The organism is Rothia nasimurium (assembly GCF_928382285.1).
GTDB lineage: Bacteria > Actinomycetota > Actinomycetes > Actinomycetales > Micrococcaceae > Rothia > Rothia nasimurium_E.
Genome location: NZ_CAKMSS010000003.1, coordinates 91,795 through 114,135, shown reverse-complemented (window position 1 = coordinate 114,135; position 22,341 = coordinate 91,795). Strand labels below are relative to the sequence as shown.

The following is a 22,341-nucleotide window of genomic DNA, read 5'->3' as shown; positions in this document are numbered from 1 at the left end:
GTGACTGGTAATCAGTGGGGAACATTCTCTTCCCCGCGCTGGCAAAAATTCAATCTGCTTGCTGCCTTTATATTTCTGGCAGGTGCTCTTGCCTTTACCTATGGAGGGCTTACCACCAGCTATAGCTGGGCTCTTGCACCCCTGCTGGGTCTTCTTGGCCTTGGGCTAAGTCTCTTGGCCCGCACCTGGGGCTGGGCAGTGGCCTTCTCCCTGCTAATCCTAACCCTCCCAGCAGTCATCGCCCTACAGGGCGTATAAGGCGCATAAAACCGACCGATACTAAAGAAGTGGGCCGCCGACCCCCCCCCGGTGGATGGAGACCTCTTATGCCTCTAGGGCCTAGCGGCCGAAGAGGACCTTAGCCTCTTCGTAGCGGTGAACCGGAACGGTCTTGAGGCCGTTGAGGGCCTCAGCGAAATCAACACGCTTGATCTCGGTGCCCTGCATGGCAACCATCTTGCCCCATTCCTTGTCGTGAATCATGTCGACAACCTGGATGCCCAGGCGGGTGGAAAGTACGCGGTCAAAGCCGGTAGGGGCGCCACCGCGCTGGATGTGGCCCAGGGTGGTGTTGCGGGTTTCAATGCCGGTGATGCGCTCGATCTCCTGGGCAACCCAGTCACCGATACCGCCCAGGCGGGGGCGGCCGTCCTTCTCCTGGCCCTTGCCTGCCATCACATCGTCGAAGCCTTCAGGGATGAAGCCTTCGGCAACAACGATCAGGGGGGAGCGACCGCGGTCGTGAACTTCCTTGACCCAGCCGGAAACCTCTTCCATGGAGACCTTGACCTCGGGAATCAGAATGGCGTGGGCGCCACCGGACATGCCGGAGTGCAGGGCAATCCAACCAACGTGACGGCCCATGACCTCAGCGACCATGGCGCGGTGGTGGGACTCGCCGGTGGTACGCAGACGGTCCAGGGCATCGGTTGCGATAGAAACTGCGGTATCGAAACCGAAGGTGTAGTCGGTTGCCTGCAGGTCGTTATCAATAGTCTTGGGAACACCAACCACGGGCAGGCCCGCGTCAGCCAGGCGCTTAGCACCAGCCAGGGTACCCTCGCCACCGATAGCGACAATAGCGTCGATACCGTTGCGTTCCATCATGATCTCGATGTTCTCGGGGCCACCCTTAGGACCATCGAAGGGGTTAGTGCGGGAAGTACCCAGGATGGTGCCGCCGGTACGGGCCAGGCCACGAACCTTGGTGCGGGGCAAATCCATGAAGTCGCCTTCAACAACACCGCGCCAACCGTCGCGGAAGCCAACGAACTCATCGCCGTAGGTCTTGACGCCATTGAGCACAGCGCCACGGATAACAGCGTTCAGGCCGGGGCAGTCGCCGCCGGAGGTGAGCAGACCGATCTTCATGGAGAAACTCCTTGTGTTATTCCTGGTGGGGAATGATGGTGGTGACCCTGTTGGGTTTCTGCCCGTTTAGGCAGTCCAAAGTGTGGGTCTTTGTTGGTTTCTATTGTAGTAAAGAGGGGTTGCGTTGGGTAGCTGTGGGGTAGGTTGCGCTGTATGTTTTCAACCTCGCCGTTAGAGTCAGTGATGACTTTATGTCGGGTGAGGTAGTAGGTTCGGGCGCACCGGATATACAGATAGCGCGGCACATGAACCTTCACAAGCGACCCTCTCGCAGCTTCGCTTCGCTCAGGTGCGATTCACGCCAGCCGCCGAGCCAGCTTGCTTGCGGTTCATATGCCGCGCTTACTTGGCGTCCTGCGTACCACTGAGGCGCACGCGCCTGTATACCCGCGTCAGGCAAATTACTGCGCGGTTGCCAACAGCTTCTGCATGCGGGCCAGGCCTTCGGCGAGGTCTTCATCGCCCAGGGCGTAGGACAGGCGCAGGTAACCGGAGGGGCCAAAAGCCTCACCGGGAACAACCGCTACTTCAGCCTCTTCCAGGATGATTTCGGCAAGCTCAGCGGAGGTCTGCGGGGTCTTACCCGCAATGGTCTTGCCCAGCAGGCCGGTGACGTCGGCGTAGGCGTAGAAGGCACCCTTGGGGGTGGGGCAGTGGACGCCCTCGATAGCGTTAAGCCCCTCAACGATGGTCTTGCGGCGGCGGTCGAAGGCCTTATGCATCTCGTTGACGGCGTCGAGGGAACCCGAGACAGCTTCAAATGCCGCCAGCTGGGCGATGTTGTTGACGTTAGAGGTCATATGTGACTGCAGGTTGGTTGCCGCCTTGGTGATGTCGGCGGGGGCAATCATCCAGCCCACGCGCCAGCCGGTCATGGCGTAGGTCTTAGCAACGCCGTTGAGAATAACGGTGTTCTCAGCCAGGGCAGGGACGGCTTTAACGATGGAGGTGAAGGGTACGCCGTCGTAGGTCAGGTGCTCGTAGATTTCGTCGGTGAGCACGATGATGCCCTTCTCCAGAGCCCACTCACCAATGGCCTTGGTTTCTTCGGGGGTGTAGACCGCGCCGGTGGGGTTAGAGGGGGATACGAAAATCAGGGCCTTGGTGGCGGGGGTGTAGGCTTCCTCCAGCATGTCGGGGGTGACCTTGTATTCCTTGTCGGCGCCGGCGAAGACTTCAATGGGGTTGCCACCGGCCAGGCGGATAGCCTCGGGGTAGGTGGTCCAATAGGGGGCGGGTAGCAGCACGTCGTCGCCTTCGTCAATGACGGTGGCAAAGGCCTGGTAGACGGCCTGCTTGCCACCGTTGGTCACGATCACCTGGGAGGCATCGATATCGATACCGGAATCGCGCTTGGTCTTCTCAACGATTGCCTGCTTGAGGGCGGGTAGACCAGCAGCCTGGGTGTAGCGGAAGTTAGCGGGGTCATCGAGGGCCTTGCGGGCGGCGTCCACGATGTAGTCGGGGGTGGGGAAGTCGGGCTCGCCCGCACCGAAGCCGATCACCGGGCGTCCTTGTGCCTTCAGGGCCTTAGCTTTAGCGTCAACGACCAGGGTGGCCGAGGGGGCGATAGCGCCGATGCGGCGTGATACGCGGGCAGTCATGGTGAGGTTCTCGCTTCCGTCCTGCGGGCAGGACCGTCGGGGTGGGGCAAATGAAGGGCGCGGACGCCAGCGCGGCGGCTGGCACCTACCCCTTAAATCATAGGGCGGACGGCAGCTGGGAGAGGGGCTGGCGCGCACCAAATTGCCAAAGCAAAAAATTTGTTCTACAGTAGATAACGTTGTTCGCAACCGAACAGCTTTAGGTTTGTGCCCGTAAAGGTTTCAAGCCTCCTTGAAGGGGTAACCTTCAAAGGGCGGTGGCTCAATTGGTAGAGCAGCGGTCTCCAAAACCGCAGGTTGCAGGTTCGAGTCCTGTCCGCCCTGCTTCAAGCCTCACAGGTTTATTTGTCAATCGAACAGTTGATGTTCATGATGAGTCTAGAAAGGGGCGGGCCTACCATGGCTAAATCAATCGCCGCCAGGACCGCCGATTCTGAAGAACCAGGCGCAGAGAAGAAGCTGGGCTTCTTCGGCCGTATTTTCCAGTTCTTGCGCGAAGTTATCGCAGAACTCAAAAAAGTCACCACCCCCACCGGTAAAGAACTGGTGCAGTACGTGATTATTGTTCTTTTCTTTGTTGCTTTTATGATGCTCTTCATCTCGGGCCTAGATTACGTTTTTGGTCAGGGAGCCTTCTGGATTTTTGGTAACGGCATCAACTAGTAGCTCCGACAGCTAGGCCGATGGCGGCCTAGCCCGTAGAATCTTTTGTGAATGTAAGGGTCTATGTGCCCTCAAGTAAACCCCAATGACGAAAGCAGGAAAGCGTGTCCGAGCAGGAAGTTGCACCTGAAACCGAAGAGGTCGTAGAACCTGCAGAGCAGGCAACCGACGAGGGCCACGAGGCTGTTGAAGTAGCAGCCGCTGAGGTCGTTGAAGAAGTCACCGAAGCTGAAGAAGCCGGTGAGCCCGCCGTTGACCCGCTCGAAGAATTCAAGGCTAAGCTGCGCCGCCAGGAAGGTGAATGGTTCGTCATTCACACCTACGCCGGCTACGAGAATAAGGTTAAGGCCAACCTCGAATCCCGTGCCCAGACCATGAACGCTGAAGACGACATCTTTGAGGTTCAGGTCCCCATGGAAGAGGTCATGGAGGTCAAGAACACCACCAAGAAGCTGGTTCGTCGCGTGCGCGTGCCCGGCTACGCTCTGGTGCGCATGAATCTGACCGACGAGAGCTGGGGCGTTGTGCGCCACACCCCCGGTGTGACCGGCTTCGTGGGGCAGGACGCCTACAACCCGGTTCCCCTGCGTCTTGATGAGGTTGTCGACATGCTGGCTCCCGTCTTTGAGGCTGAGCAGGCAGAAGCAGGCGCCGCTCCCAAGGCTGCACCCGCCGTCGAGACCGGCTTTGAGATTGGTGAGGCCGTCACCGTTAAGGAAGGCCCCTTCGAGGGCATGCCCGCAACCATCTCAGAGATCAACGCAGCAGCTTCATCCATGGTTGTGCTGATTTCCGTCTTCGAACGCGAGACCCCCGTGACCCTGAACTTCTCACAGGTCACCAAGATGTAACACCGGTCAGACCGGTTACAGGCCGCCCCGCTTGATGTGGGGCGGCCCTTTTGTTTTCGTTCAAAAGTGGGGGAGGGCTACTAAAATTTTCCGCATTTATTCTGGTTTACCCGCAACTAGTTGCGGGTAAACCAGAATAAATGCGGGGGAGTCTATCGTGAGGGCGTTTGCACAGTCGACCTAACCCCGCACCTACGCGCGCCTGTGAGCAAGCACCCAGGGGCGGACGTCCGCACCGCAATAGCTTTAAAGCCCAGACCGTACTAAGATAGAAGACTGTATGTGCGCACCCACGCCGGTGTGCCCCTACACGGTGCAGCCGCCGCCATGGCAGCACCACCGCCCGGTACATACTCCTGTGTGCCGGTCCACCAGCTAAGAAAAGGACCAAACACAAATGGCTCCCAAGAAGAAGGTCGCAGGCCTCATCAAGCTGCAGATCCAGGCAGGCGCCGCTAACCCCGCGCCCCCCGTTGGCCCCGCACTCGGTGCACACGGCGTCAACATCATGGAATTCTGCAAGGCCTACAACGCAGCCACCGAATCCCAGCGCGGCAACATCATCCCCGTAGAAATCACCGTCTACGAGGACCGCTCCTTCACCTTCATCACCAAGACCCCTCCCGCAGCACAGCTCATCAAGAAGGCAGCTGGCGTTGCTAAGGGCTCCGGCGTACCCCACACCCAGAAGGTCGGCTCACTGACCCTGGACCAGGTCAAGGAAATCGCCCAGACCAAGATGGAAGACCTCAACGCTAACGACATCGACGCCGCAGCGAAGATCATCGCCGGCACCGCCCGCTCCATGGGCATCACCGTCGAAGGCTAAAACCCTTCCACCCCGCCCACCGCGGGGAACCGAGGTTCACACCTCACCCAAAGACAATTGTTAGAGTCTCCCACCCGGGAGGCATGTGGCAGAGCCGAGCGCGGCTCACCAAAGACCACACCTGCAAAGGAGAAAAGCAGATGGCAAAGCGCAGCAAGGCGTACCAGGCAGCTGTAGCCAAGATCGAAGCGGACAAGCTCTACGCACCCGCCGAGGCTATTGCAGTAGCAAAGGATATCGCGGCAGACAAGCCCAACTCAACCGTTGAGGTCGCACTGCGACTCGGCGTTGACCCCCGCAAGGCAGACCAGATGGTACGCGGTACCGTCAACCTGCCCAACGGCACCGGTAAGACCGCCCGCGTTGTAGTTATCGCAGCCGGCGAAAAGGCTGAAGCAGCAGAAGCAGCTGGCGCTGACTTCGTTGGCTCAGACGACCTGATCGCAAAGATCGCTGGCGGCTGGACCGACTTCGACGCAGCAGTTGCAACCCCCGACATGATGGGCAAGGTTGGCCGTCTGGGTAAGGTTCTGGGTCCCCGTAACCTCATGCCCAACCCCAAGACCGGCACCGTCACCATGGACGTTGCTAAGGCAGTTGCAGACATCAAGGGCGGTAAGATCGACTTCCGCGTTGACCGCAACTCAAACCTGCACTTCATCATCGGTAAGGCTTCCTTCACCGCTGAGCAGCTGACCGAGAACTTCGAAGCAGCTCTCGAAGAGGTTAACCGCCTCAAGCCCTCATCAGCTAAGGGCCGTTACATCTCAAAGGCAACCATCGCCACCACCTTCGGTCCTGGCGTTCCCGTTGACCCCTCAACCGTAGCCTAAGTTTCTTAGACCCTAACGGTTAAACAAGGCAGGCTCTCCGCGCATACGTGCGGGGAGCTTGCTTTTTCAGATTAAAGAAAAGTACTTAAGTACTCTCTTTGGTCTAGTGACAGAATAACTCTGGTTTTTCCTGCACCCTGGCTATAGGCTACTTATCAACCAGCCCCATCAAGGAGTCTGGCATGTTAGAGAAAAGAGATAAAGATGTCCCTTTTACCCCCCCCGTTCTGCTTTTAGTATCTGTGCGGTTGGCGCTGTGTTGATTGGTGGAGTAGGTCTTGCACCTGCTTCAGCTGATAGTTCAGTTCCAAGGAGCCAAGATAGCTCTGTGCAGATGGTAACTATGATTGCTGATTCCTCTGCCTTTAAGGAATACGTTTATGATTTTGATTTGCCGGAAGGCGCCAGCATGGAGATTCTTGAGGGCGGTCTTGTTCTTGTAGAAGATGCTGAGGGGAATTTTATGGCTGGTGTTGCTGCTCCTTGGGCTAAGGACGCCGAGGGAGTGGACGTACCGACTCATTATGAGATTCGGGGATCTACTTTGGTTCAGGTTGTAGAGCATCGGGGGCAGGAGAGCGTAGCGTATCCTGTGACAGCTGACCCTTGGCTAGGACGGGATTTGATTAGCCGCGTCTGGGTAACTAACCATCGTGAAGGCTACAAGGTAAATGTTGTAGCCACTAGTTGGGGCAGGGCTTTTAGTGGAGTCGCGACACATAAGGCACATGTTGATGAACTTGTCTCGAAGACCGCACGGGGGCGGATAACACCAACTATCCGAGAACAGTATCTCTGCCATGTCGCTGGTAACCTTTTCGAGAGAGAAGATTATAATATGGAATCCTGGTTGCCCTATAGGCCCTGGTGGCAGCAACTGAACTTGGTTGACCAATATAACCCGGGAGGTAGCCGTTATGCATAAGTATAAGTATCTCGTAGGTGTACTCAGTATAGTAACCCTTGGTTTCCTCATTTTTATCTGCAGCAGTTTTAGCGCTATAGTGACTTATTCTAAAATTGCTGCAAGCCCCTACGAATCTACTCCAGAAGAAGTTGCTTTAGCTTTCGCATACACGCTAGATAAAGAAGATTTCGATAGTTCTACCTCTCTGTACGATGTCTTCGCTGATTCAACAGTTTCAATAGCAACTATTGATGACCTTAAGAAAGCAGTAGGTTTACCGGATACATGCGATTTAGCGACACAGGAAGTAGAAGACGTAAAAAGTAGGAAGTTAGATGGCACGATTTCAGTTGCAATTCCTTATATCTGTGAGGGGAAAGCAACCACTCATGAAATCTATGTTTCAAATGGAACCTGGGAAACTCCCAACGGTGCAGGAAAATTTGTGGTTTCGATAGCGGCTGGCAAAGCTGGATATCCTCTATAAGCATTGAACGCCTGATTTAGCGTGTAGAGCACTCCTCCCTGATAGGCCCCACCACCGTAGCCTAAGTTTCTTAGACCCTAACGGTTAAACAAGGCAGGCTCCCCGCATGTGTCGCGGGGAGCCTGCTTTTTGTTGTGACGGGGGCAGGGCAAGGGCGGGGTGAGCGGATGCCCGGGTCTAGCTTTCGCAGGCACAGCCAGCTATTCTTGTGTTCAAGAGCACACCCCTATCAAAGATGATTGGAGGCCCCGCCCCGTGTACCGTGTCGCCTACTACCCCTACCCGCGTCCGTCCGACCTGCCCGCCTATCGCGATGAAAAGTCGCTCTACCCCGGCCTGCTTGCCCTGCAAGAACCGGTGAGTCAAACCGTCTTTCTCTACCGCCTAGAAACCCTGTACGAGGGGGACTTTCCCACCGACTACACCATCTATAACTATGCTGGTGGACCCCTTGAGAGCGAAATGCGCATTAATATCTCCGCCCTGGGGCCTGCAGACGAACGTGGGGACGGCGAGCCGATGTATCAGTTTGAAGCGTACTCCCGCTTCGAAGACCGCGCCGGCAAACTCATCTCGCAGGGGCTGCTGACCCGCACCGGCGAAATCCGCTGGGACGAACAAGACCCCGGCCACTGGCTACACCCACATGTGAAAACCCTGATTGAGTACCTGGCTCAGGCCCCGGCCAAAGCACCTGAGACCATCGAAGAAGGGCAGGTTATCACCTGGGACCTGCCACAACTCCTGAGTGAAGAACTAACCATCACCGACCATAACTTTGAACGCCACCTGCCCCACTGGTTCGCAGTAGAGCACAGCGAAGATTGCACCTGGTATACAGAGCACCTCGCGCAGCAAACCGACGATGAGGAGCCCCTGCCACCGCTTAACCGTCTAGTACAGGTAGTCCACCCCGATACAGTAAGCGACAGACCAGCCCACCCGGGGGCGTCTGCCCCTAGTATCGGCTATACCGCGAAGATTCATAGAGGGGGTGGCGTCCTCAAATGGGGCCGAGACTTGGCGCCCACGGTGTGGGGCAGAGAAGCTGATGCCGGGCTACTTCCCGGTTTCAGCGGCGAGAACCTGCCCGGTTCAATTCGAGATTTGGTAGAGCAGGGTGAGATTATCTACCCCGATGACCGCATTGAGCAGGCACGAGGCTAACTGCTTCCCTAACGAGTGTGCGCCTTATCGCCGAGCGTGCCGCAGATAGGTGCACGCTCAGCGATAAGGCCCACGCTCGGTCGAATCAGGGTTGCGCTGTGGTGGGAAGGCTACGGTTAGGGCATACCGTGCAACCGTCGGGCATAATAGAGGTCATGACCAGCCCCGCCCTCACCATCACCGGCCTGACCAAGCTGTTTGGTGCGTCCGCCGTGCTTGGCGGCATCGACCTGACCGTGCCCGGTGGCAGCCTGCTTTCCCTGGTGGGGGAATCGGGGTCGGGTAAATCTACCCTGCTGCGCATTATTGCTGGGCTGGAACAGGCGGACGCCGGTAGCGTCCTCTTCGGGAACCAGCCGGTAGGCGTTGGGGGAGGGCGCCACATCAAGGGAACAGACAAGCCCCGGCAGGCAGGGGGAGCGCCGGTGGGGTTCGTCTTCCAAAAACCCGTGCTCTACCCCCACCTGAGCCTGGAAGAGAACATCCTCTTTGCCCAGCGCCTGCGCGCCCAGAAGCAGCTGGACCGCGACCACTACCTTTCCCTCGTCGATACCCTGGGGCTGGGGGAGCACCTGCGCAAGAGGCCGGCGCAACTATCGGGCGGCCAGGCCCAGCGGGCCGGTATCGCCCGGGCCCTGGTGCGTAAGCCCACCCTGGTTCTCTTCGACGAGCCGCTCTCCAGCGTGGACGAGCACCTGAGCGAAGCCATCCGCGCCGACCTGGTGACCCTGCACCGCCAGCTGGGGTTTACGGGTATCTACGTCACCCACAACCCCGACGAAGCCCTCGCGATGGGCCAGCAGCTTGCGGTGCTAGAGGGCGGACGCCTGGCCCAGGTTGCCGCCCCGGGGCAGGTACTGGCCGCACCGGCGTCCGCGCAGGTTGCCCGCCTGCTGCACCCGCTCTACAACGAGCTAGAGGTAGAACGGGATGGGCGGGCAATACCGGCCGGTATCTCCGCCCACGGCTTTAAGCGAGCGGACGCCGCTAGTCCGGGGGCCCTACCTGTACGGGTGCTGGGCGTACTCGCCCATACGGCAGGGAACCGTTTTAGCCTTGAAACCACTCGGGCGGTAGAGCTGCCACACCCGGATGGTGCCGTGACCATTCCCGCCGGTAGCCCGCTCACGGCTGTGCTGCCAGAAACCCCGGTAGGTGCGGAGCAGGCTCTCTACTTGAAACTCCGACCAGGTGCTCTGCACGTATTTAAGTGATTAAGCACCCTTAAACCCGGTTTTAACTTGCCAGAGCCCCGCTAACCGTGGTTAGATGAAGTAACCAAAGACCGCCGGTCTGTGCCTTTTACAGGTACGATAAGGGCTAACCAGCCCACCTGCGTAGGTGCCGATAACAGAATACAAACCAGTTTTTGCTGGGCTTGTATTATGCCTCGATGCCTGCGCGTCGGGGCATTTTTTGTTGGCCTGGCGGGATAAGAACTGGAAGGAACACCATGGCAACACAGGATAAGATTGCTGCCGTCTCTGAGATCAAGGAACTCCTTGAATCCTCAAACGGCGTAATTCTCACCGAGTACCGTGGTCTCACCGTTGCACAGATGAAGGAACTTCGTCGTGCACTGGGTACTGAGACCGAGTACGCCGTGGTAAAGAACACTCTGACCGCTATCGCGGCTAAGGAAGTTGGCATCGACGCATTCGATGGTCAGCTCCACGGCCCCAGCGCAATCGCATTCATCAAGGGCGACTTCATTGATGCTGCGAAGGGTCTGCGTGACTTTGCCAAGGCTAACCCCCAGCTGATCGTTAAGAGCGGTTACTTCGAGGGCGAAGCTCTCGACGAAGCTGGCATCAACAAGTTTGCAAGCCTCGAATCACGCGAGGTACTTCTTGCAAAGGTCGCAGGCGGCGCAAAGGGCGCAATCGCAAAGGTTGCTCGCACCGTTGACGCTCTGCGTATCAAGCTCGAAGAGCAGGAAGGTGCAGCGCCCGAGGCCGAGTAATCGCCTCGTCTCTGCCCACCGCACAGACTTCGGCCCACTCGTCTGGGCCACCCCACAATTTTCAAGCTCGCAGGCTGAAATACTGAGGCTTGCAACTGAATCAAAGAAGGAGCCAATCTCATGGCTAAGCTTTCAATCGAAGAACTCATTGAAGCATTCAAGGAACTGTCACTCGTTGAGGTTTCCGAATTCGTTAAGGCATTCGAAGAAGAATTCGACGTAACCGCAGCTGCTCCCGTTGCTGTTGCTGGTGCTGCCGGTGGCGACGCTGGTGCTGCTGAAGAGCAGTCAGAATTCGACGTTATCCTCGAATCAGCTGGCGACAAGAAGATCGGCGTTATTAAGGAAGTTCGCGCCCTCACCTCACTGGGTCTGAAGGAAGCTAAGGACCTCGTTGACGGCGCTCCCAAGCCCGTTCTCGAAGGCGTTTCCAAGGAAGACGCAGAGAAGGCTAAGGAAGCTCTCGAAGGCGCTGGCGCAACCGTCACCCTCAAGTAAGTTTCTTACTTTTCTTATCTTTGGCGCAGGGGCGGCACCCGTTACGGGTTGCCGCCCTTGCGGCTTTTTGTTTAAGGACGGACGCCGCCCTCACCTCTTCCCCTGCCTGCTGGTTTTGGTTAGGCTGGGGTCATGGGTAAGACTCTGATTCGTGCATTCTGGTGTCTGTTGCTGGCCGGTGCTCTGGCCTGGCTGGCTATCCTGGTGTGGCCGGGGCACCCGGTCACCTCCTGGCTGACCACCCGCCTGGTTATAGCCCAGGCCGTGGCCTTCCCCACCCTGCTTGCGGTGGCCGGGGCGGGCGTCCTGATAGCGGCCCTGCTGGTAGCCCTGCGCTCTAGAACCAGCACAATCACCCGCTGCCTCGCCGGGCTGACGGCACTAGCCTGTGCCGCTTCTAGCCTGCTGGCGGTGATTGACCCCTACGGGGCTGCACGCTACCAGGCACGCGGGGTGCCCGCCATCGGGTGCGCCAATATGCAGCCCTACCGGGTCACCATCTATAACGCCCTCGACACCCTCACCGACCAGAGCCTGGCCCGGCTACTGGCTGATCAACCGGATTTTCTGGTGCTCCCCGAAGTCTCACCCGACACGCCCGCTCTAGCTGGTGGGGTACCGGGCTACCAGGTCTTTGCATCCACGAGCCAAAAGCCCCATATTGCCCCAACCCTGACCCTGGTGAGCGACAGGCTGGGCTCCTACACCGCGCAGGAAGTGCCCATGACCTTCGGGGCCCTTCTGCTGACTCCTGAAAACCAGGCCAGCGGGCAGCCCCAGCTACTAGCGGTGCATACCGCCCCGCCCGTCCCTATCTATATGCAGCAGTGGCGTGAAGATCTCGCTACGATTGACCGGCTGGCCCGCGATGAGGGGAGCCTCGACCTGATAGCCGGTGACTTCAACGCGACCCTGCTGCACGGCAGCTTGGCCAGCTACGCGGGGGCTGGCTCACTGCTGGGGGCGGACGCCGCCTTGGCTACTGACCAGATAGAGGGCACCTGGCCGGTGGGCGGGGTGCTGGGAATGAGAGCCCCTATTGATCACGTCATAGTGATGCAGGGTCCACCTGCTCGCGGTGAAGAAGTGACCTACCAGCAGGTGGGTGAATCTGACCACCTGGCAGTGAACGCCCTCGTAGGACTCTGCGGGTAGGCACGTGGGCTAGCACATAGCACAATCTGGAATATTTGCCGGTCTGCCCTGCACGCTGGTACCCCGGACCTAGAAGGAGGGCAGAGGGGTAAGCTGGATATGACAAACGATTGACAGAGCCCCCACCGCACCCCACCCAAGGAGCCCCGCGTGACTAAGCCCGGACGTCCGGACGCCGCCGAACTACTCGCCGCTGCTGAGCAAGCCTATGCCACCTACCATGAGCAGGTCCGCACCGACCCCGACTACCCGGCCCTGCACCTGGCACCCCCCGTTGGCCGCCTTAACGACCCCAACGGGCTGATCTACCATGAGGGTACCTACCATGCCTTCTACCAGTACTCACCGGTACACCCCACCCGTGCCGTATTCTGGCGCTACGCCACCAGCGACGACCTGACCCACTGGCAGGACCGCGGCACCGCCATTGCCCCCACCGACTGGTTTGACAAGAACGGCTGCTACTCCGGCTCCGGCTTCGTGGGTGAGGACGGCACCTTTGAGTTCTTCTACACCGGCAACGTGAAGGACGCCGACGGCAACCGTGAAGCCTACCAGGTGCTCTTTACCTCCCCTGACCAGGGCAAGACCTTCACCAAGCAAGAGGTCTTTATCAACGGCCCCGAATCTGGCTACACCGCCCACTACCGCGACCCCCACGTAGTGGAGCGCGACGGCACCTTCTACGCCGTGATCGGTGCCCAGCGCGAGGACGAAACCGGGGCCGTGGTGCTCTACTCCTCACCGGACCGCCGCACCTGGACCTTCGACGGCGAAATCACTTTCTCAGACCCGGCCCTGGCCAAGCTGGGCTATATGTACGAGTGCCCCGGCCTGATTCAGCTGCGCGATGAAGAAACCGGCGAGCTCAAGGACGTGCTGATTTTCAGCCCCCAGGGTATGGAGGCCGACGGGGAGAAGTACAACAACATCTTCCAGACCGGCTACATCGTGGGCACCCTCACCGGCACCCATTTTGAGGTCACCACCCCCTTCACCGAGCTGGACGCTGGCACCGAGTTCTATGCCCCCCAGTGCTTCCACGGAGTGGGGCAGGACGGCTCCCATGCTGTGCTCCAGGGCTGGTTCGGCAACGCCGACCAGGACGACCACCCCTCCTGGGACAACCACTGGGTACACATGCAGACCTACCCCCGCCGCCTCACCCTGCGTGCTGGCCGTATCTACCAGAACCCCGTGGATCAGCTTGATAGCGCCCTGGCACCCGCCCCGGTTAAACCCGCAGCTCATGGCGAGATTGTAGAACTGTCGGACGCCCGCGTCTGGCGCCTGCGCGGTGAAGTTGAGGTGGCTAGCCCTGTGCAGATTATCGTTGAGGACGCCGCAGGCCAGGCTCTGGCTCTGACCCTGAGTGAGGATGGAGCCCACCTGGACCGCACCGGTAGCCGTTACACCGTGGGCGGGGCAGAACGCCACCGCACCCTTGAGAAGGCCACCACCCGCACCTTTGACCTGCTGGTCGATGCCTCCGGTACCGAGCTCTTTGTCGATGGGGGAGCGGCCGTCTTCTCAGCCCGCACCTACTTCACCGGCAGTAAGCGTACCGTCCGCCTGCTAGCTGATGAGGCAGCCGTGCTGAGCCTCGAAGCTGCCCGGCTTGTAGAAGACTAGGGTAAATGGCGCCGGTGCCTTAGTGCACGGGGCGAAAAATTTTCCGTGACCTGGCACCGACAGGAAACAGTAAGACCTGTCTCACAGGTTGTCGACGGTGGTAGGCTGGTAGAGACGCCGCACACAGCGGCCCCACCACTCCCAACCACTATGAGGTGACAACCATGGCAGGCTTCTTCAAAAAGCTCTTCGGCGGTAGCGACGACACCGCAGCGCAGACTCCCGCTCCCGCAGCTACTCCCGCGGCAGTACCGTCCGCCGCTGGCGCGTCCGCTCTGACCGCCCACATGAACGGTACCGTTGTCGAGCTTGCCGGCGTGAGCGACCAGATGTTCGCCTCAGGCGCCCTGGGCCCCGGTGCCGCCATTGAGCCGACCGCAGGTGTGGTTGTGGCTCCCGCAGACGGCGAAGTAACTGTCGCCTTCCCCACCGGCCATGCCTTCGGCATCCGTACCGCAGACGGCTTGGAAATCCTGATTCACGTAGGCTTCGATACCGTGGAGCTGGACGGCAAGTTCTTTGAACCCAAGGTCAAGAAGGGGGATACCGTCACCCGCGGCCAGGTGCTGGTGGAGTTTGACCTGGAGCAGGTCAAGGCTGCAGGCTACCCCGTGACCACCCCGCTGGTTATCACCAACGCCAAGAGCTCCGTTGCCGACCTGACAGTTGCCAACGCAGGAAGCGACGTAGCAGCCGGTGCTGACTTCATCACCGCAGCTCGCAAGGGCTAAAACAAAGCGTGAGATAGGGTCGGTGGTCACCTAACCAGGTGGTCACCGACCTTCTGTAAGGGGCTGTTTTGGCCCCTTTTTTGGTGCTAGTATGTCAAACGATTGGCATGTTTGTTTTTACACACAACATACACACTCGCGCCGAGGCAGAACCACAGATATAGGGGGAGCCTGGCCCATACACCAAGGAGAAGACATGGACCACAAATCCGTGGCTGAGCGAGTCCTCACCGCCGTTGGCGGCACGGACAACATCGCAGCAGGCGCCCACTGCGCCACCCGCCTGCGACTGGTGCTCAAAGACATGAACGTCATCAACCAGGCTGCCCTGGACAACGACGAGGACCTCAAAGGTACCTTCAACAACTCCGGCCAGTTCCAGATCATCGTGGGACCCGGCGACGTTGACGAGGTCTACAAGCACATGGCCGCAGCCGGCATGAAACAGGTATCAAAGGACGAACTCAAGAACGTCGCAGCGGACCAGGGCAACCTCTTCACCCGCTTCATCAAGGTCGTCTCAGAAATCTTCCTACCGATCATCCCCGTGCTGGTCGGTTCCGGTCTGCTCATGGCACTCAACAACGTGCTTACCGCAACCGGTATCTTTGACCCCGATAAGTCACTCATCCAGCTCTATCCCGCTTGGACCGGCTTCGCCGAAATCGTCAACCTGCTCTCGGCAGCGGCCTTCGCCTTCCTGCCCGTGCTCGTCGGCTTCACCGCCACCAAGGTCTTCGGCGGTAACCCCTACCTGGGTATGACCATGGGTGCTGCCATGGTCTTCCCCTCCCTGGTCAACGGCTACAATGTAGCAGCCGCCCTGCAGGACGGCACCATGACCTACTGGGACGTCTTCGGCATCCAGGTGCAGCAGGCTGGCTACCAGGGCACTGTCCTGCCCGTCATCCTGGTTGCCTTCATCCTGGCCAACATTGAGAAGTTCTTCCACAAGATTCTCAAGGGTGTCATCGACTTCATGTTCACCCCCACCCTCACCCTCTTGATCACCGGCTTTGTCACCTTCATGCTGGTCGGCCCGCCCATGTTCAAGCTGGGCACTATGCTGGGCGAAGGCATCAACTGGCTTTACGACACCGCTGGCCCCCTCGGTGGCTTCCTCCTCGGTCTGCTCTATTCACCGGTTGTCATTACCGGCCTGCACCAGTCCTTCCCGCCCATTGAACTCCAGCTCATCGCCACAACCGGCGGCTCCTTCATCTTCGCTATCGCTTCCATGGCTAATGTGGCCCAGGGCGGTGCCGCCCTCGGTGTCTACCTGACCACCAAGGACAAGAAGATGAAGGGCCTGGCGGGTGCCACCGCACCCTCAGCCTTCCTCGGTATCACCGAACCCGCCATCTTCGGCGTCAACCTGCGCCTGCGCTGGCCCTTCTACATCGCAATGGGTGCCTCAGCTATCGCATCAGCTCTGATTGCTCTTTTCGGTGTCAAGGCCAAGGCCCTGGGCGCGGCAGGCTTCCTGGGCTTCCCCTCCATCAATAACGACCTGGGTATGGGTTGGACCGGCTTCGCCATCGCTATCGTGACCTCAGCCGTCCTCTCCACCGGTGCCTCCTTCATCTACGGTAAGCGCGCCTTCGCCGGCCAGGTTGCCGAAGAAGAAGTTGAAGCCGCCACCCCCGCAGCTACCGCTGCATCTGTAGCTGCCCCCGCCGCGTCCGCCCCCGCAGAAGCCACCGAAGGCTACGAACTGACCGCCCACCTCAACGGCACCGCCGTGGAACTCTCAGCGGTATCAGACCCCACCTTCGCCTCCGGCGCCCTGGGCCCCGGCGCAGCCGTAGAACCCACCGAAGGCAAGCTCTACGCACCCGCCGACGGCAAGGTCACCGTAGCCTTCCCCACCGGCCACGCCATCGGCATGCGCACCGACAAGGGCGTAGAAGTCCTCATGCACATCGGCTTCGACACCGTCGAGCTGGACGGCAAGCACTTCACCCCCAAGGTCGAAAAGGGCCAGGACGTCAAGCGCGGCGACGTGCTCGTCGAGTTCGACATGGCTGCCATCAAGGCCGCAGGCTACCCCCTGACCACCCCGCTGGTCATCACCAACGCCAAGAAGACTGTTGACTCAACCGCTCTTGCCGTTGCTGCAGGCTCAACCGTGGCCGCAGGCCGCGACGAGCTGGTCAGCGTAGCCGCTAAGACCGCAGCCGTCTAAAACCTTCCCGGCGAAGAAAACCCGCCCCGTGCCCGTCCTGATAGTAAGGACGCGCGCGGGGCGGGTTGCTTTGCGCGAGGGGGCGGAGGAATCTGCGTCGTAGCTCGTTGGCTCGGGGCTGGCGTGAATTGCGACGAGCCCCCGGGCGAGGAGCAAGAGGGTCACGAGCCAAGACGCAGATTCCTCCGCTCACCTCAGCTACAGAGTAACCTTGAAAGGTAACACCGTACCCAGGAGGATTCCATGCCCGAGCAAACCTACGACTTTACCGTGCGCGAAGCGACCGAAGCTGACTACCCCGGCGTGATTGAGGCACTGACCAACGCCTTTGAGCACGACCCGGTCATGAACAAGGCGATGGGCGGGGATGGCCGCACCGAAACCGTCCGCGGGCTTTTTGAGTTCCAGCTGCGCACCACCTACGCCCCGAAGGGCACTATCGATATCGCCGTCACCGCCGACGGCAAGGTGCTGGGCGCTGCCCTGTGGCTCTCGCCCAAGGCCCAGAAGGGTAACCTGCTGGCCGACATTAAGGCCCTGCCCGACTACTACCGGGTACTGGGGAAGGGGCTGGCTCGTGCCACCGTCACCGAGCTGCGCCTGCTGGCGGCCCGCCCAAAATTCGACCACTGGTACCTCTACACCATCGGTGTGCACGAGGACGCCCGCGGGCACGGCATCGGCTCCCACCTGCTGGATTACCGCCGCGAGCGTCTGGGCGAGGTGCCCGCCTACCTGGAGGCTTCTACCTACCGGTCAGCTTCTCTCTATGCCCGCCACGGGTTTGTTGAGCTTTTCCGGTTTAAGGGCGGCAAGCCTGCCCTGGGCATGTTGCACCCGGCTCCGGTGACCCAGGTATCGCTTCATGACCACCACCGGAATAAGTAATATTCTTTTTCCTCTGGTTCAGGGGCGTTCACGAGTGAGCTCTGTGTCAAAGAATAGAAATCGCGGAGAGGTCGGGCAGGGGACGTTAGCTTATGCCACCGCGCTCTCTACCCAGAGCAGGGAGCGGGTGCTTGACCCCTCATGAAGGCTCACCGGTAGTGTATCGCTGCCGGTGAGCTCTTTTTCTTCGCCGTTCATGGCGTGCATGAGCTGGGCGACGGCCCGCTGGGCCATTGCGTCGATGGGCTGCACCACGGTGGTTAGCTCGGGCAGGAGGGCCCGGCTGGTTTCGGTGCCGTCAAAGCCGATGACCTGTAGGTCCTGGGGCACCTGCCGGCCGCTAGCGCGGGCATAGCCCAGCACCATGGCGGCATAGACATCGTTTGAGGCGAAGACAGCATCAACCTGCGGGTGCTCAGCGAGATAGGTATGAATGCGCTCGCGTTTGGTGGCCTGCGGGGTGGTGAAACCTAACTCGAGAATCTGGGGGGCGTAGCCTGCTTCGGTGATGGCTAGCTGGTAGCCGCGCTGGCGGGCGTTGTCGGGGGAGAGTGTGGAGGTGATGTGCAGGACGTTGGTAGCACCCCCGTCCAGGAGCAGGCGGGTAGCTCGGTAGGCGCCGTCGAAGTTATCGCAACTGATGTTGGGGCCCCGGCCGGTCTCTTGCCGGTCGATGGTAATCAGGGGAGCGCCCAGGTGGGGGAAATTGGCGACAACCTGGGAGTGGGCGCCGGTGATGACTCCGTCGACCTGGTTGGCAATGAGCATATCCAGGTAGCGCTGCTCTGACTCGGGGTGGTCGTTGGAGTTACAGAGGATGGTCTTGTAGCCGATGTCGGCCAGATGGGATTCGATGCGGTAGGCCATCTCCCCGTAGAAGGGGTTGGCGACGGAGGGGAAGACTAGGCCGATGAGCTGGCTTTTTTGCCCCTGGAGGGAGCGAGCGATGGCGTTGGGCCGGTAGCCCAGCTGTTGCATGGCGTCGAAAACTTTGACGCGGGTGGCTTCGGAAAGGTAGCCCCGGTTGTTGAGTACCCGGGAGACGGTGGTGGGGGAGACGCCTGCCAGCGCAGCGACATCGCCAAGTTTTGGTTTGGGCACGCGGTGCTCCGGTCTGTTGGGTTGGGCTCGGGTTGTTCTCAATTATAGGGCCTGTCTAACAGGCGCTGAGAAGTGTTGAGCTGTGTGACGGGAGCTAAGCTGTGCCCTGAGACTGACGGCGCCGCCCCGGTAAGGGGCTAGCTGGGAAGAGGAAGGTAGGAGACAGCCTGACCGGCAGCAGCTCCGTCTGGTGGGATGAGCGCCAGAGCGTCTGCGGTGGCAAAGGAAGTGAGCATATGGGACTGGGTCTTGGGCAGGGGGGTGAGCTTTCTGCCCTCGGGGGTGGGAGTAAGGGTAGCTGGTAGCAGGCGCAGGTCGTGTTTGCGGTAGCCGGGTACCGGGTGGGTGAGGACGCCTTCAGCCAGCTCGGCTAGGGGAGCAGCAGTGGCGCCGGTGAGCCAGGGGGTGAGGTAGGAGTAGAGGGCGGTGTAGGCCGCCAGCGGGTTGCCGGGTAGGCCGAGGACGAGAGGGGAGGTGGGGTTGCTGCTGGCAGGTAGGCGGGCGGCCAGGGCTGGGTGGCCGGGACGGATGGCGACGGATTCAAAGAGGTAGCTGGCCTGAAGGTCGTGGAGGGCGCGGCGCACCCAGTCGGCGGTGGAGGTTGAGGAGCCGCCGGTAATAAGTAGCAGGTCGGCGCCGGTGGCGGTGAGCCAGTTGGTGAGCTGGGTTTTGCTGTCGGGCAGACGGCGGACGCTGCTAACGCTGGCTCCCAGGTTTTCGATGATGTGGGGGAAGGCCATGGAGTAGGCGTCGCGCACCTGGCCGGGGCCGGGGAGGCCGGAGGTAATTATTTCGTTGCCGGTGTAGGCGATGGCGATGGTGGGGCGGGCGGTGACGGTGAGGGTGTCAAGGCCGAGGGTGGCGAGGGCTCCGAGATGACGGGCGGTAATGGGTGTCCCCGCGGGAAGTACCGTGCTGTTGGCTGAAAGTTCTTCACCTGCCCGTCGTATGTCGGCACCGAGTGCCGGATAGCCTTGACCAAAAACTTTGGGATCGGGTCCGAGCGTGTTGCCGTCTACTAGGGCGTGTTCCTGGCGGAGCACGGCGTCGGTGCCCGGGGGGATGAGCCCGCCGGTCAGAACGGGGGTAGCCTGGCCGGGGGTTAGGGGCAGAACTCGCTGGTGGATATTCTCGCCCTCTGCTGCTGGCGGGTGGGTGAGCAACTGCCAGGGTGGGGCACCGGCGGTGGCGTAGCCGTCCATAGCTGAGGAATCATAGTGGGGCACCGGCAGCAGAGCGCGGGCATCCTTGCTCAGGGTTCTGCCGACGGCTTCAGCGAGGGGAACCTCTTCTTCGGTAAGGGTAAGGGCCTCCCCTGCCCGGTGCAGGAGCTGCCTGGCCTGGTGCCAGCTGATGTGGTGCACGGTGGTCCTCCTTAGGGCTGGGGCGGTGCCTGGGTGTAGCCTGCGGCGCGGGCGGCCTCCCAGGTATCAACGTCGGCGGTCAGGTCGGCAGGTAGCTCTAGTTCTGCGGGGTCAAGGGGGCTGAGAAAGCGGCGGACGGAGGCGTTGGCGGTATCTCCGGCAAAGGCAGGAGCCAGGGCCGTGGCCCGGTAGATGCCCAACAGGGGTTGGGTGATGCCCTCAGAGACAGCCCAGTAGCCGGTGACCTCATCCGGTGCGGACGCCGCCGCCTGCAAAAGTAGGGGCACAGCGGCCCGGGCTCGGGGCAGGTCGCAGGAAAGGACCAGTACCCAGTGGTGGGAGAGTGCCGAAAAGTCATGCTGGGCTGCTGCCAGGGCCGCAAGCCCGGCAGAAATACCGGCTGCTGGCCCGCTAAAAGCTGGTTCTTCTCGGGTCTGTAGGACGCCCGCGGGCAGGGTGAGCTCTGCCGGGCCGACGACCACGCGGTGCTCCGCACCCGTGCAAGCGGCGATAACTCCGTCGAGCAGGGTGTGCTCACCGTTGGAGAGCAGGGCCTTGGGTACCCCGCCGAGGCGGGAGGAGCGTCCGCCCGCCAGGATCAGGGCCGAGTAGCTGGGGGTGTTCACCGGGTTGTCCTCCTAGCCACCGGCAAAGGGCGGAAGAACATCCAGGCGTTCAGCCTGTTTCAGGAGCATCGGGTCATCGAGTTGCTCGTCGGTGGCGGCAACCCCGTCGACGAGGAAGGTGCAGCGCGGCAGAATATCGGCCAGGGTCTGGCCCGAGGGAGTGCTGCCGGTGAATTCTTCTGCCAGGTAGGTACGAACCTGGGCAAGAGTAGGGGCAGGTAGCTGGGCTGGGTCGAGGGTGAGGCTGGGGCGGCCCGCTGCCGCCCGGGCTGCGGCGAAAAAGTTAATCTGCATGGAAAGTCCTTGAATCTTAGCCGCCGATGGCGCTCATGGATCGAGTAGGTTGGGTGAAGTCGGGGGCGTCGAAACCGACGGTATCCTTGCCGTGAGCCTTGGGCTTGGCCCACATGGCTCCGCGCCAGATCTGAGCCAGTTCAGTATCGCTGGCTCCGCCGCGCAGGGCGCCCATGAGGTCGGTTTCGGTCAGGGAGAAGAGGCAGGAGCGCACCTTGCCGTCGGCGGTGATGCGGGTGCGAGTGCAGGCCGAGCAGAAAGGCTCGGTGACCGAGGCGATAATGCCTACCTGGCCCAGGGGCTCTGCTGTGCCGGCGTGACCCAGTGGGTAGACGTCCCAGAGGGCTGCGGGGGAGGCCCCGCGCGGACGCCCGTGGGGCAGCAGGTCGTAGTGGTCAGCCAGGCGCTGACGAATCTGCTCGGCGGTGATGGTGCCTTCGCGGGTCCAGTTGTGGTCGGCGTCCAGGGGCATCTGTTCGATGAAGCGGAGCTGGTAGCCGCCCTCTAAAGCCCAGGTGAGGAGTTCATGGCCCTGCTCATCGTTGACGCCGGCCATGAGGACCGCGTTGATTTTGAGGGGGGTGAGCCCGGCGGCAGCTGCGGCTTCAATACCTGTGAGTACCGAGGCTAGCTTATCCCTGCGGGTGAGCTGCGCGAACGTTTCGGGGCAGATGGTGTCGAGGGAGACGTTGACCCGGTTGAGCCCGGCCTGAACCAGGGCATCTACCTTTTTATCGAGTCCGATGCCGTTGGTCGTCAGGGCGATGGGCAGGTGGGGGTGTTCGGCGCGGACGGCAGCAATAATATCGGTGAGGTCAGCTCGTACTAGGGGCTCGCCACCGGTAAAGCGTACCTCTTCGATTCCTAGATCTCGCACACCTACCCTTACCAGGCGGGTGACCTCATCGAGGGTTAGAAGCTGTGTGCCGGGCAACCAGTTGAGGCCTTCGGCGGGCATACAGTACACACAGCGCAGATTGCACTTGTCCATCAGGGAAATGCGCAGGTCAGTGGCGGTTCGGCCCCAGCGGTCGGCAAGGGGCCCGGTGGTGGGCACGCCCGGGTGTGCAGCTGCACTGGCACCGCCGGTCACAACTGGGATAGACGAACCCAGGGGCACCGGGGGATTGGGGGCTGAAGACTGGGGCATACCCGCACTTTCACAAATCTTAATCGGCATTTCAGATGTAAT

The 22,341-nt window shown here is 60.6% G+C and carries 23 protein-coding genes and 1 tRNA gene; 17 read left to right on the top strand and 7 right to left on the bottom strand.

What is annotated here, in order from left to right; all coding sequences use genetic code 11:
• A complete protein-coding gene (locus L6758_RS04990) occupies positions 1 to 258 on the top strand; it encodes a hypothetical protein (RefSeq protein WP_237194777.1) in 258 nt (85 codons plus the stop codon).
• A gap of 81 nt (positions 259 to 339) precedes the next feature.
• Here the strand turns inward: L6758_RS04990 and L6758_RS04985 are convergent, their stop codons facing one another.
• Positions 340 to 1,371, bottom strand: coding sequence for a 6-phosphofructokinase (locus tag L6758_RS04985; RefSeq protein ID WP_237194775.1), 1,032 nt, complete (start codon positions 1,369 to 1,371; stop codon positions 340 to 342).
• Positions 1,372 to 1,772: 401 nt separating this feature from the next.
• The gene (locus L6758_RS04980; protein WP_237204751.1) at positions 1,773 to 2,975 is read right to left on the bottom strand and encodes a pyridoxal phosphate-dependent aminotransferase; all 1,203 of its coding nucleotides are present in this window, start codon (positions 2,973 to 2,975) and stop codon (positions 1,773 to 1,775) included.
• Between the two features lie 251 nt (positions 2,976 to 3,226).
• On the opposite strand from L6758_RS04980, the gene L6758_RS04975 reads away from it, so the two are divergent.
• The 16 genes from L6758_RS04975 (at position 3,227) to L6758_RS04900 (ending at position 17,764) form a co-directional block, all read left to right on the top strand.
• Positions 3,227 to 3,299 (top strand) — tRNA-Trp (locus L6758_RS04975).
• 75 nt (positions 3,300 to 3,374) lie between these two features.
• A complete protein-coding gene (gene secE / locus L6758_RS04970; protein WP_237194772.1) occupies positions 3,375 to 3,638 on the top strand; it encodes a preprotein translocase subunit SecE in 264 nt (87 codons plus the stop codon).
• Positions 3,639 to 3,742: 104 nt separating this feature from the next.
• A complete protein-coding gene (nusG, locus tag L6758_RS04965; RefSeq protein WP_237204752.1) occupies positions 3,743 to 4,489 on the top strand; it encodes a transcription termination/antitermination protein NusG in 747 nt (248 codons plus the stop codon).
• Between the two features lie 397 nt (positions 4,490 to 4,886).
• Positions 4,887 to 5,318 (top strand): 50S ribosomal protein L11, encoded by a 432-nt coding sequence (gene rplK, locus L6758_RS04960; protein WP_135012423.1) that lies wholly within the window; start codon positions 4,887 to 4,889, stop codon positions 5,316 to 5,318.
• 140 nt (positions 5,319 to 5,458) lie between these two features.
• Positions 5,459 to 6,151, top strand: coding sequence for a 50S ribosomal protein L1 (rplA, locus tag L6758_RS04955; protein ID WP_185174246.1), 693 nt, complete (start codon positions 5,459 to 5,461; stop codon positions 6,149 to 6,151).
• Between the two features lie 343 nt (positions 6,152 to 6,494).
• On the top strand, positions 6,495 to 7,076 hold the full coding sequence (locus L6758_RS04950; RefSeq protein ID WP_237204753.1) for a DUF2599 domain-containing protein: 582 nt from the start codon (positions 6,495 to 6,497) through the stop codon (positions 7,074 to 7,076).
• Positions 7,069 to 7,545, top strand: a complete 477-nt coding sequence (locus L6758_RS04945; protein ID WP_237204754.1) for a hypothetical protein — start codon at positions 7,069 to 7,071, stop codon at positions 7,543 to 7,545. Before L6758_RS04950 ends, L6758_RS04945 begins: the two co-directional genes overlap by 8 nt.
• A 255-nt stretch (positions 7,546 to 7,800) precedes the next feature.
• Positions 7,801 to 8,712: a hypothetical protein gene (locus L6758_RS04940; RefSeq protein ID WP_237204755.1), complete on the top strand. Its 912-nt coding sequence runs from the start codon at positions 7,801 to 7,803 to the stop codon at positions 8,710 to 8,712.
• A gap of 155 nt (positions 8,713 to 8,867) precedes the next feature.
• Entirely contained in the window at positions 8,868 to 9,926 is a 1,059-nt protein-coding gene (locus tag L6758_RS04935; RefSeq protein ID WP_237204756.1) for an ABC transporter ATP-binding protein, read from the top strand.
• Between the two features lie 239 nt (positions 9,927 to 10,165).
• Positions 10,166 to 10,675 (top strand): 50S ribosomal protein L10, encoded by a 510-nt coding sequence (gene rplJ / locus L6758_RS04930; RefSeq protein ID WP_237204757.1) that lies wholly within the window; start codon positions 10,166 to 10,168, stop codon positions 10,673 to 10,675.
• A 120-nt stretch (positions 10,676 to 10,795) separates the two neighbouring features.
• Positions 10,796 to 11,173 (top strand): 50S ribosomal protein L7/L12, encoded by a 378-nt coding sequence (rplL, locus tag L6758_RS04925; protein ID WP_185174250.1) that lies wholly within the window; start codon positions 10,796 to 10,798, stop codon positions 11,171 to 11,173.
• 132 nt (positions 11,174 to 11,305) lie between these two features.
• Complete coding sequence (locus L6758_RS04920) at positions 11,306 to 12,328, top strand: endonuclease/exonuclease/phosphatase family protein (protein WP_237194762.1); 1,023 nt, start codon at positions 11,306 to 11,308, stop codon at positions 12,326 to 12,328.
• Between the two features lie 150 nt (positions 12,329 to 12,478).
• Positions 12,479 to 13,960 carry a glycoside hydrolase family 32 protein gene (locus L6758_RS04915; protein WP_237194760.1) on the top strand — a complete coding sequence of 494 codons (1,482 nt, stop codon included), beginning with the start codon at positions 12,479 to 12,481 and terminating at the stop codon, positions 13,958 to 13,960.
• 164 nt (positions 13,961 to 14,124) lie between these two features.
• Positions 14,125 to 14,691 (top strand): PTS sugar transporter subunit IIA, encoded by a 567-nt coding sequence (locus L6758_RS04910; protein WP_237194759.1) that lies wholly within the window; start codon positions 14,125 to 14,127, stop codon positions 14,689 to 14,691.
• 196 nt (positions 14,692 to 14,887) lie between these two features.
• Positions 14,888 to 16,876, top strand: a complete 1,989-nt coding sequence (locus L6758_RS04905) for a sucrose-specific PTS transporter subunit IIBC (RefSeq protein ID WP_237194757.1) — start codon at positions 14,888 to 14,890, stop codon at positions 16,874 to 16,876.
• A 243-nt stretch (positions 16,877 to 17,119) separates the two neighbouring features.
• The gene (locus L6758_RS04900) at positions 17,120 to 17,764 is read left to right on the top strand and encodes a GNAT family N-acetyltransferase (protein WP_237194750.1); all 645 of its coding nucleotides are present in this window, start codon (positions 17,120 to 17,122) and stop codon (positions 17,762 to 17,764) included.
• A 90-nt stretch (positions 17,765 to 17,854) separates the two neighbouring features.
• Here the strand turns inward: L6758_RS04900 and L6758_RS04895 are convergent, their stop codons facing one another.
• The 5 genes from L6758_RS04895 to moaA all read right to left on the bottom strand — a co-directional run bounded on the left by L6758_RS04895 (position 17,855) and on the right by moaA (position 22,299).
• Positions 17,855 to 18,865 carry a LacI family DNA-binding transcriptional regulator gene (locus L6758_RS04895; protein WP_237194749.1) on the bottom strand — a complete coding sequence of 337 codons (1,011 nt, stop codon included), beginning with the start codon at positions 18,863 to 18,865 and terminating at the stop codon, positions 17,855 to 17,857.
• A 137-nt stretch (positions 18,866 to 19,002) separates the two neighbouring features.
• The gene (locus tag L6758_RS10990; protein ID WP_272878733.1) at positions 19,003 to 20,229 is read right to left on the bottom strand and encodes a molybdopterin molybdotransferase MoeA; all 1,227 of its coding nucleotides are present in this window, start codon (positions 20,227 to 20,229) and stop codon (positions 19,003 to 19,005) included.
• 11 nt (positions 20,230 to 20,240) lie between these two features.
• The gene (gene mobA / locus L6758_RS04880; protein WP_237194748.1) at positions 20,241 to 20,855 is read right to left on the bottom strand and encodes a molybdenum cofactor guanylyltransferase; all 615 of its coding nucleotides are present in this window, start codon (positions 20,853 to 20,855) and stop codon (positions 20,241 to 20,243) included.
• Positions 20,856 to 20,867: 12 nt separating this feature from the next.
• The gene (locus L6758_RS04875; RefSeq protein WP_237194747.1) at positions 20,868 to 21,149 is read right to left on the bottom strand and encodes a MoaD/ThiS family protein; all 282 of its coding nucleotides are present in this window, start codon (positions 21,147 to 21,149) and stop codon (positions 20,868 to 20,870) included.
• 16 nt (positions 21,150 to 21,165) lie between these two features.
• Positions 21,166 to 22,299, bottom strand: a complete 1,134-nt coding sequence (moaA, locus tag L6758_RS04870) for a GTP 3',8-cyclase MoaA (protein ID WP_237194746.1) — start codon at positions 22,297 to 22,299, stop codon at positions 21,166 to 21,168.
• Between the last annotated feature and the right edge of the window lie 42 nt (positions 22,300 to 22,341).

Coding starts and splice junctions, on each gene's coding strand:
- L6758_RS04985 (WP_237194775.1), bottom strand. CDS start 1,371: ATGAAGATCGGTCTGCTCACCTCCGGCGGCGACTGCCCCGGCCTGAAC.
- L6758_RS04980 (WP_237204751.1), bottom strand. CDS start 2,975: ATGACTGCCCGCGTATCACGCCGCATCGGCGCTATCGCCCCCTCGGCC.
- secE (WP_237194772.1), top strand. CDS start 3,375: ATGGCTAAATCAATCGCCGCCAGGACCGCCGATTCTGAAGAACCAGGC.
- rplK (WP_135012423.1), top strand. CDS start 4,887: ATGGCTCCCAAGAAGAAGGTCGCAGGCCTCATCAAGCTGCAGATCCAG.
- rplA (WP_185174246.1), top strand. CDS start 5,459: ATGGCAAAGCGCAGCAAGGCGTACCAGGCAGCTGTAGCCAAGATCGAA.
- L6758_RS04950 (WP_237204753.1), top strand. CDS start 6,495: ATGATTGCTGATTCCTCTGCCTTTAAGGAATACGTTTATGATTTTGAT.
- L6758_RS04945 (WP_237204754.1), top strand. CDS start 7,069: ATGCATAAGTATAAGTATCTCGTAGGTGTACTCAGTATAGTAACCCTT.
- L6758_RS04935 (WP_237204756.1), top strand. CDS start 8,868: ATGACCAGCCCCGCCCTCACCATCACCGGCCTGACCAAGCTGTTTGGT.
- rplJ (WP_237204757.1), top strand. CDS start 10,166: ATGGCAACACAGGATAAGATTGCTGCCGTCTCTGAGATCAAGGAACTC.
- rplL (WP_185174250.1), top strand. CDS start 10,796: ATGGCTAAGCTTTCAATCGAAGAACTCATTGAAGCATTCAAGGAACTG.
- L6758_RS04920 (WP_237194762.1), top strand. CDS start 11,306: ATGGGTAAGACTCTGATTCGTGCATTCTGGTGTCTGTTGCTGGCCGGT.
- L6758_RS04910 (WP_237194759.1), top strand. CDS start 14,125: ATGGCAGGCTTCTTCAAAAAGCTCTTCGGCGGTAGCGACGACACCGCA.
- L6758_RS04905 (WP_237194757.1), top strand. CDS start 14,888: ATGGACCACAAATCCGTGGCTGAGCGAGTCCTCACCGCCGTTGGCGGC.
- L6758_RS04900 (WP_237194750.1), top strand. CDS start 17,120: ATGCCCGAGCAAACCTACGACTTTACCGTGCGCGAAGCGACCGAAGCT.
- L6758_RS04875 (WP_237194747.1), bottom strand. CDS start 21,149: ATGCAGATTAACTTTTTCGCCGCAGCCCGGGCGGCAGCGGGCCGCCCC.
- moaA (WP_237194746.1), bottom strand. CDS start 22,299: ATGCCCCAGTCTTCAGCCCCCAATCCCCCGGTGCCCCTGGGTTCGTCT.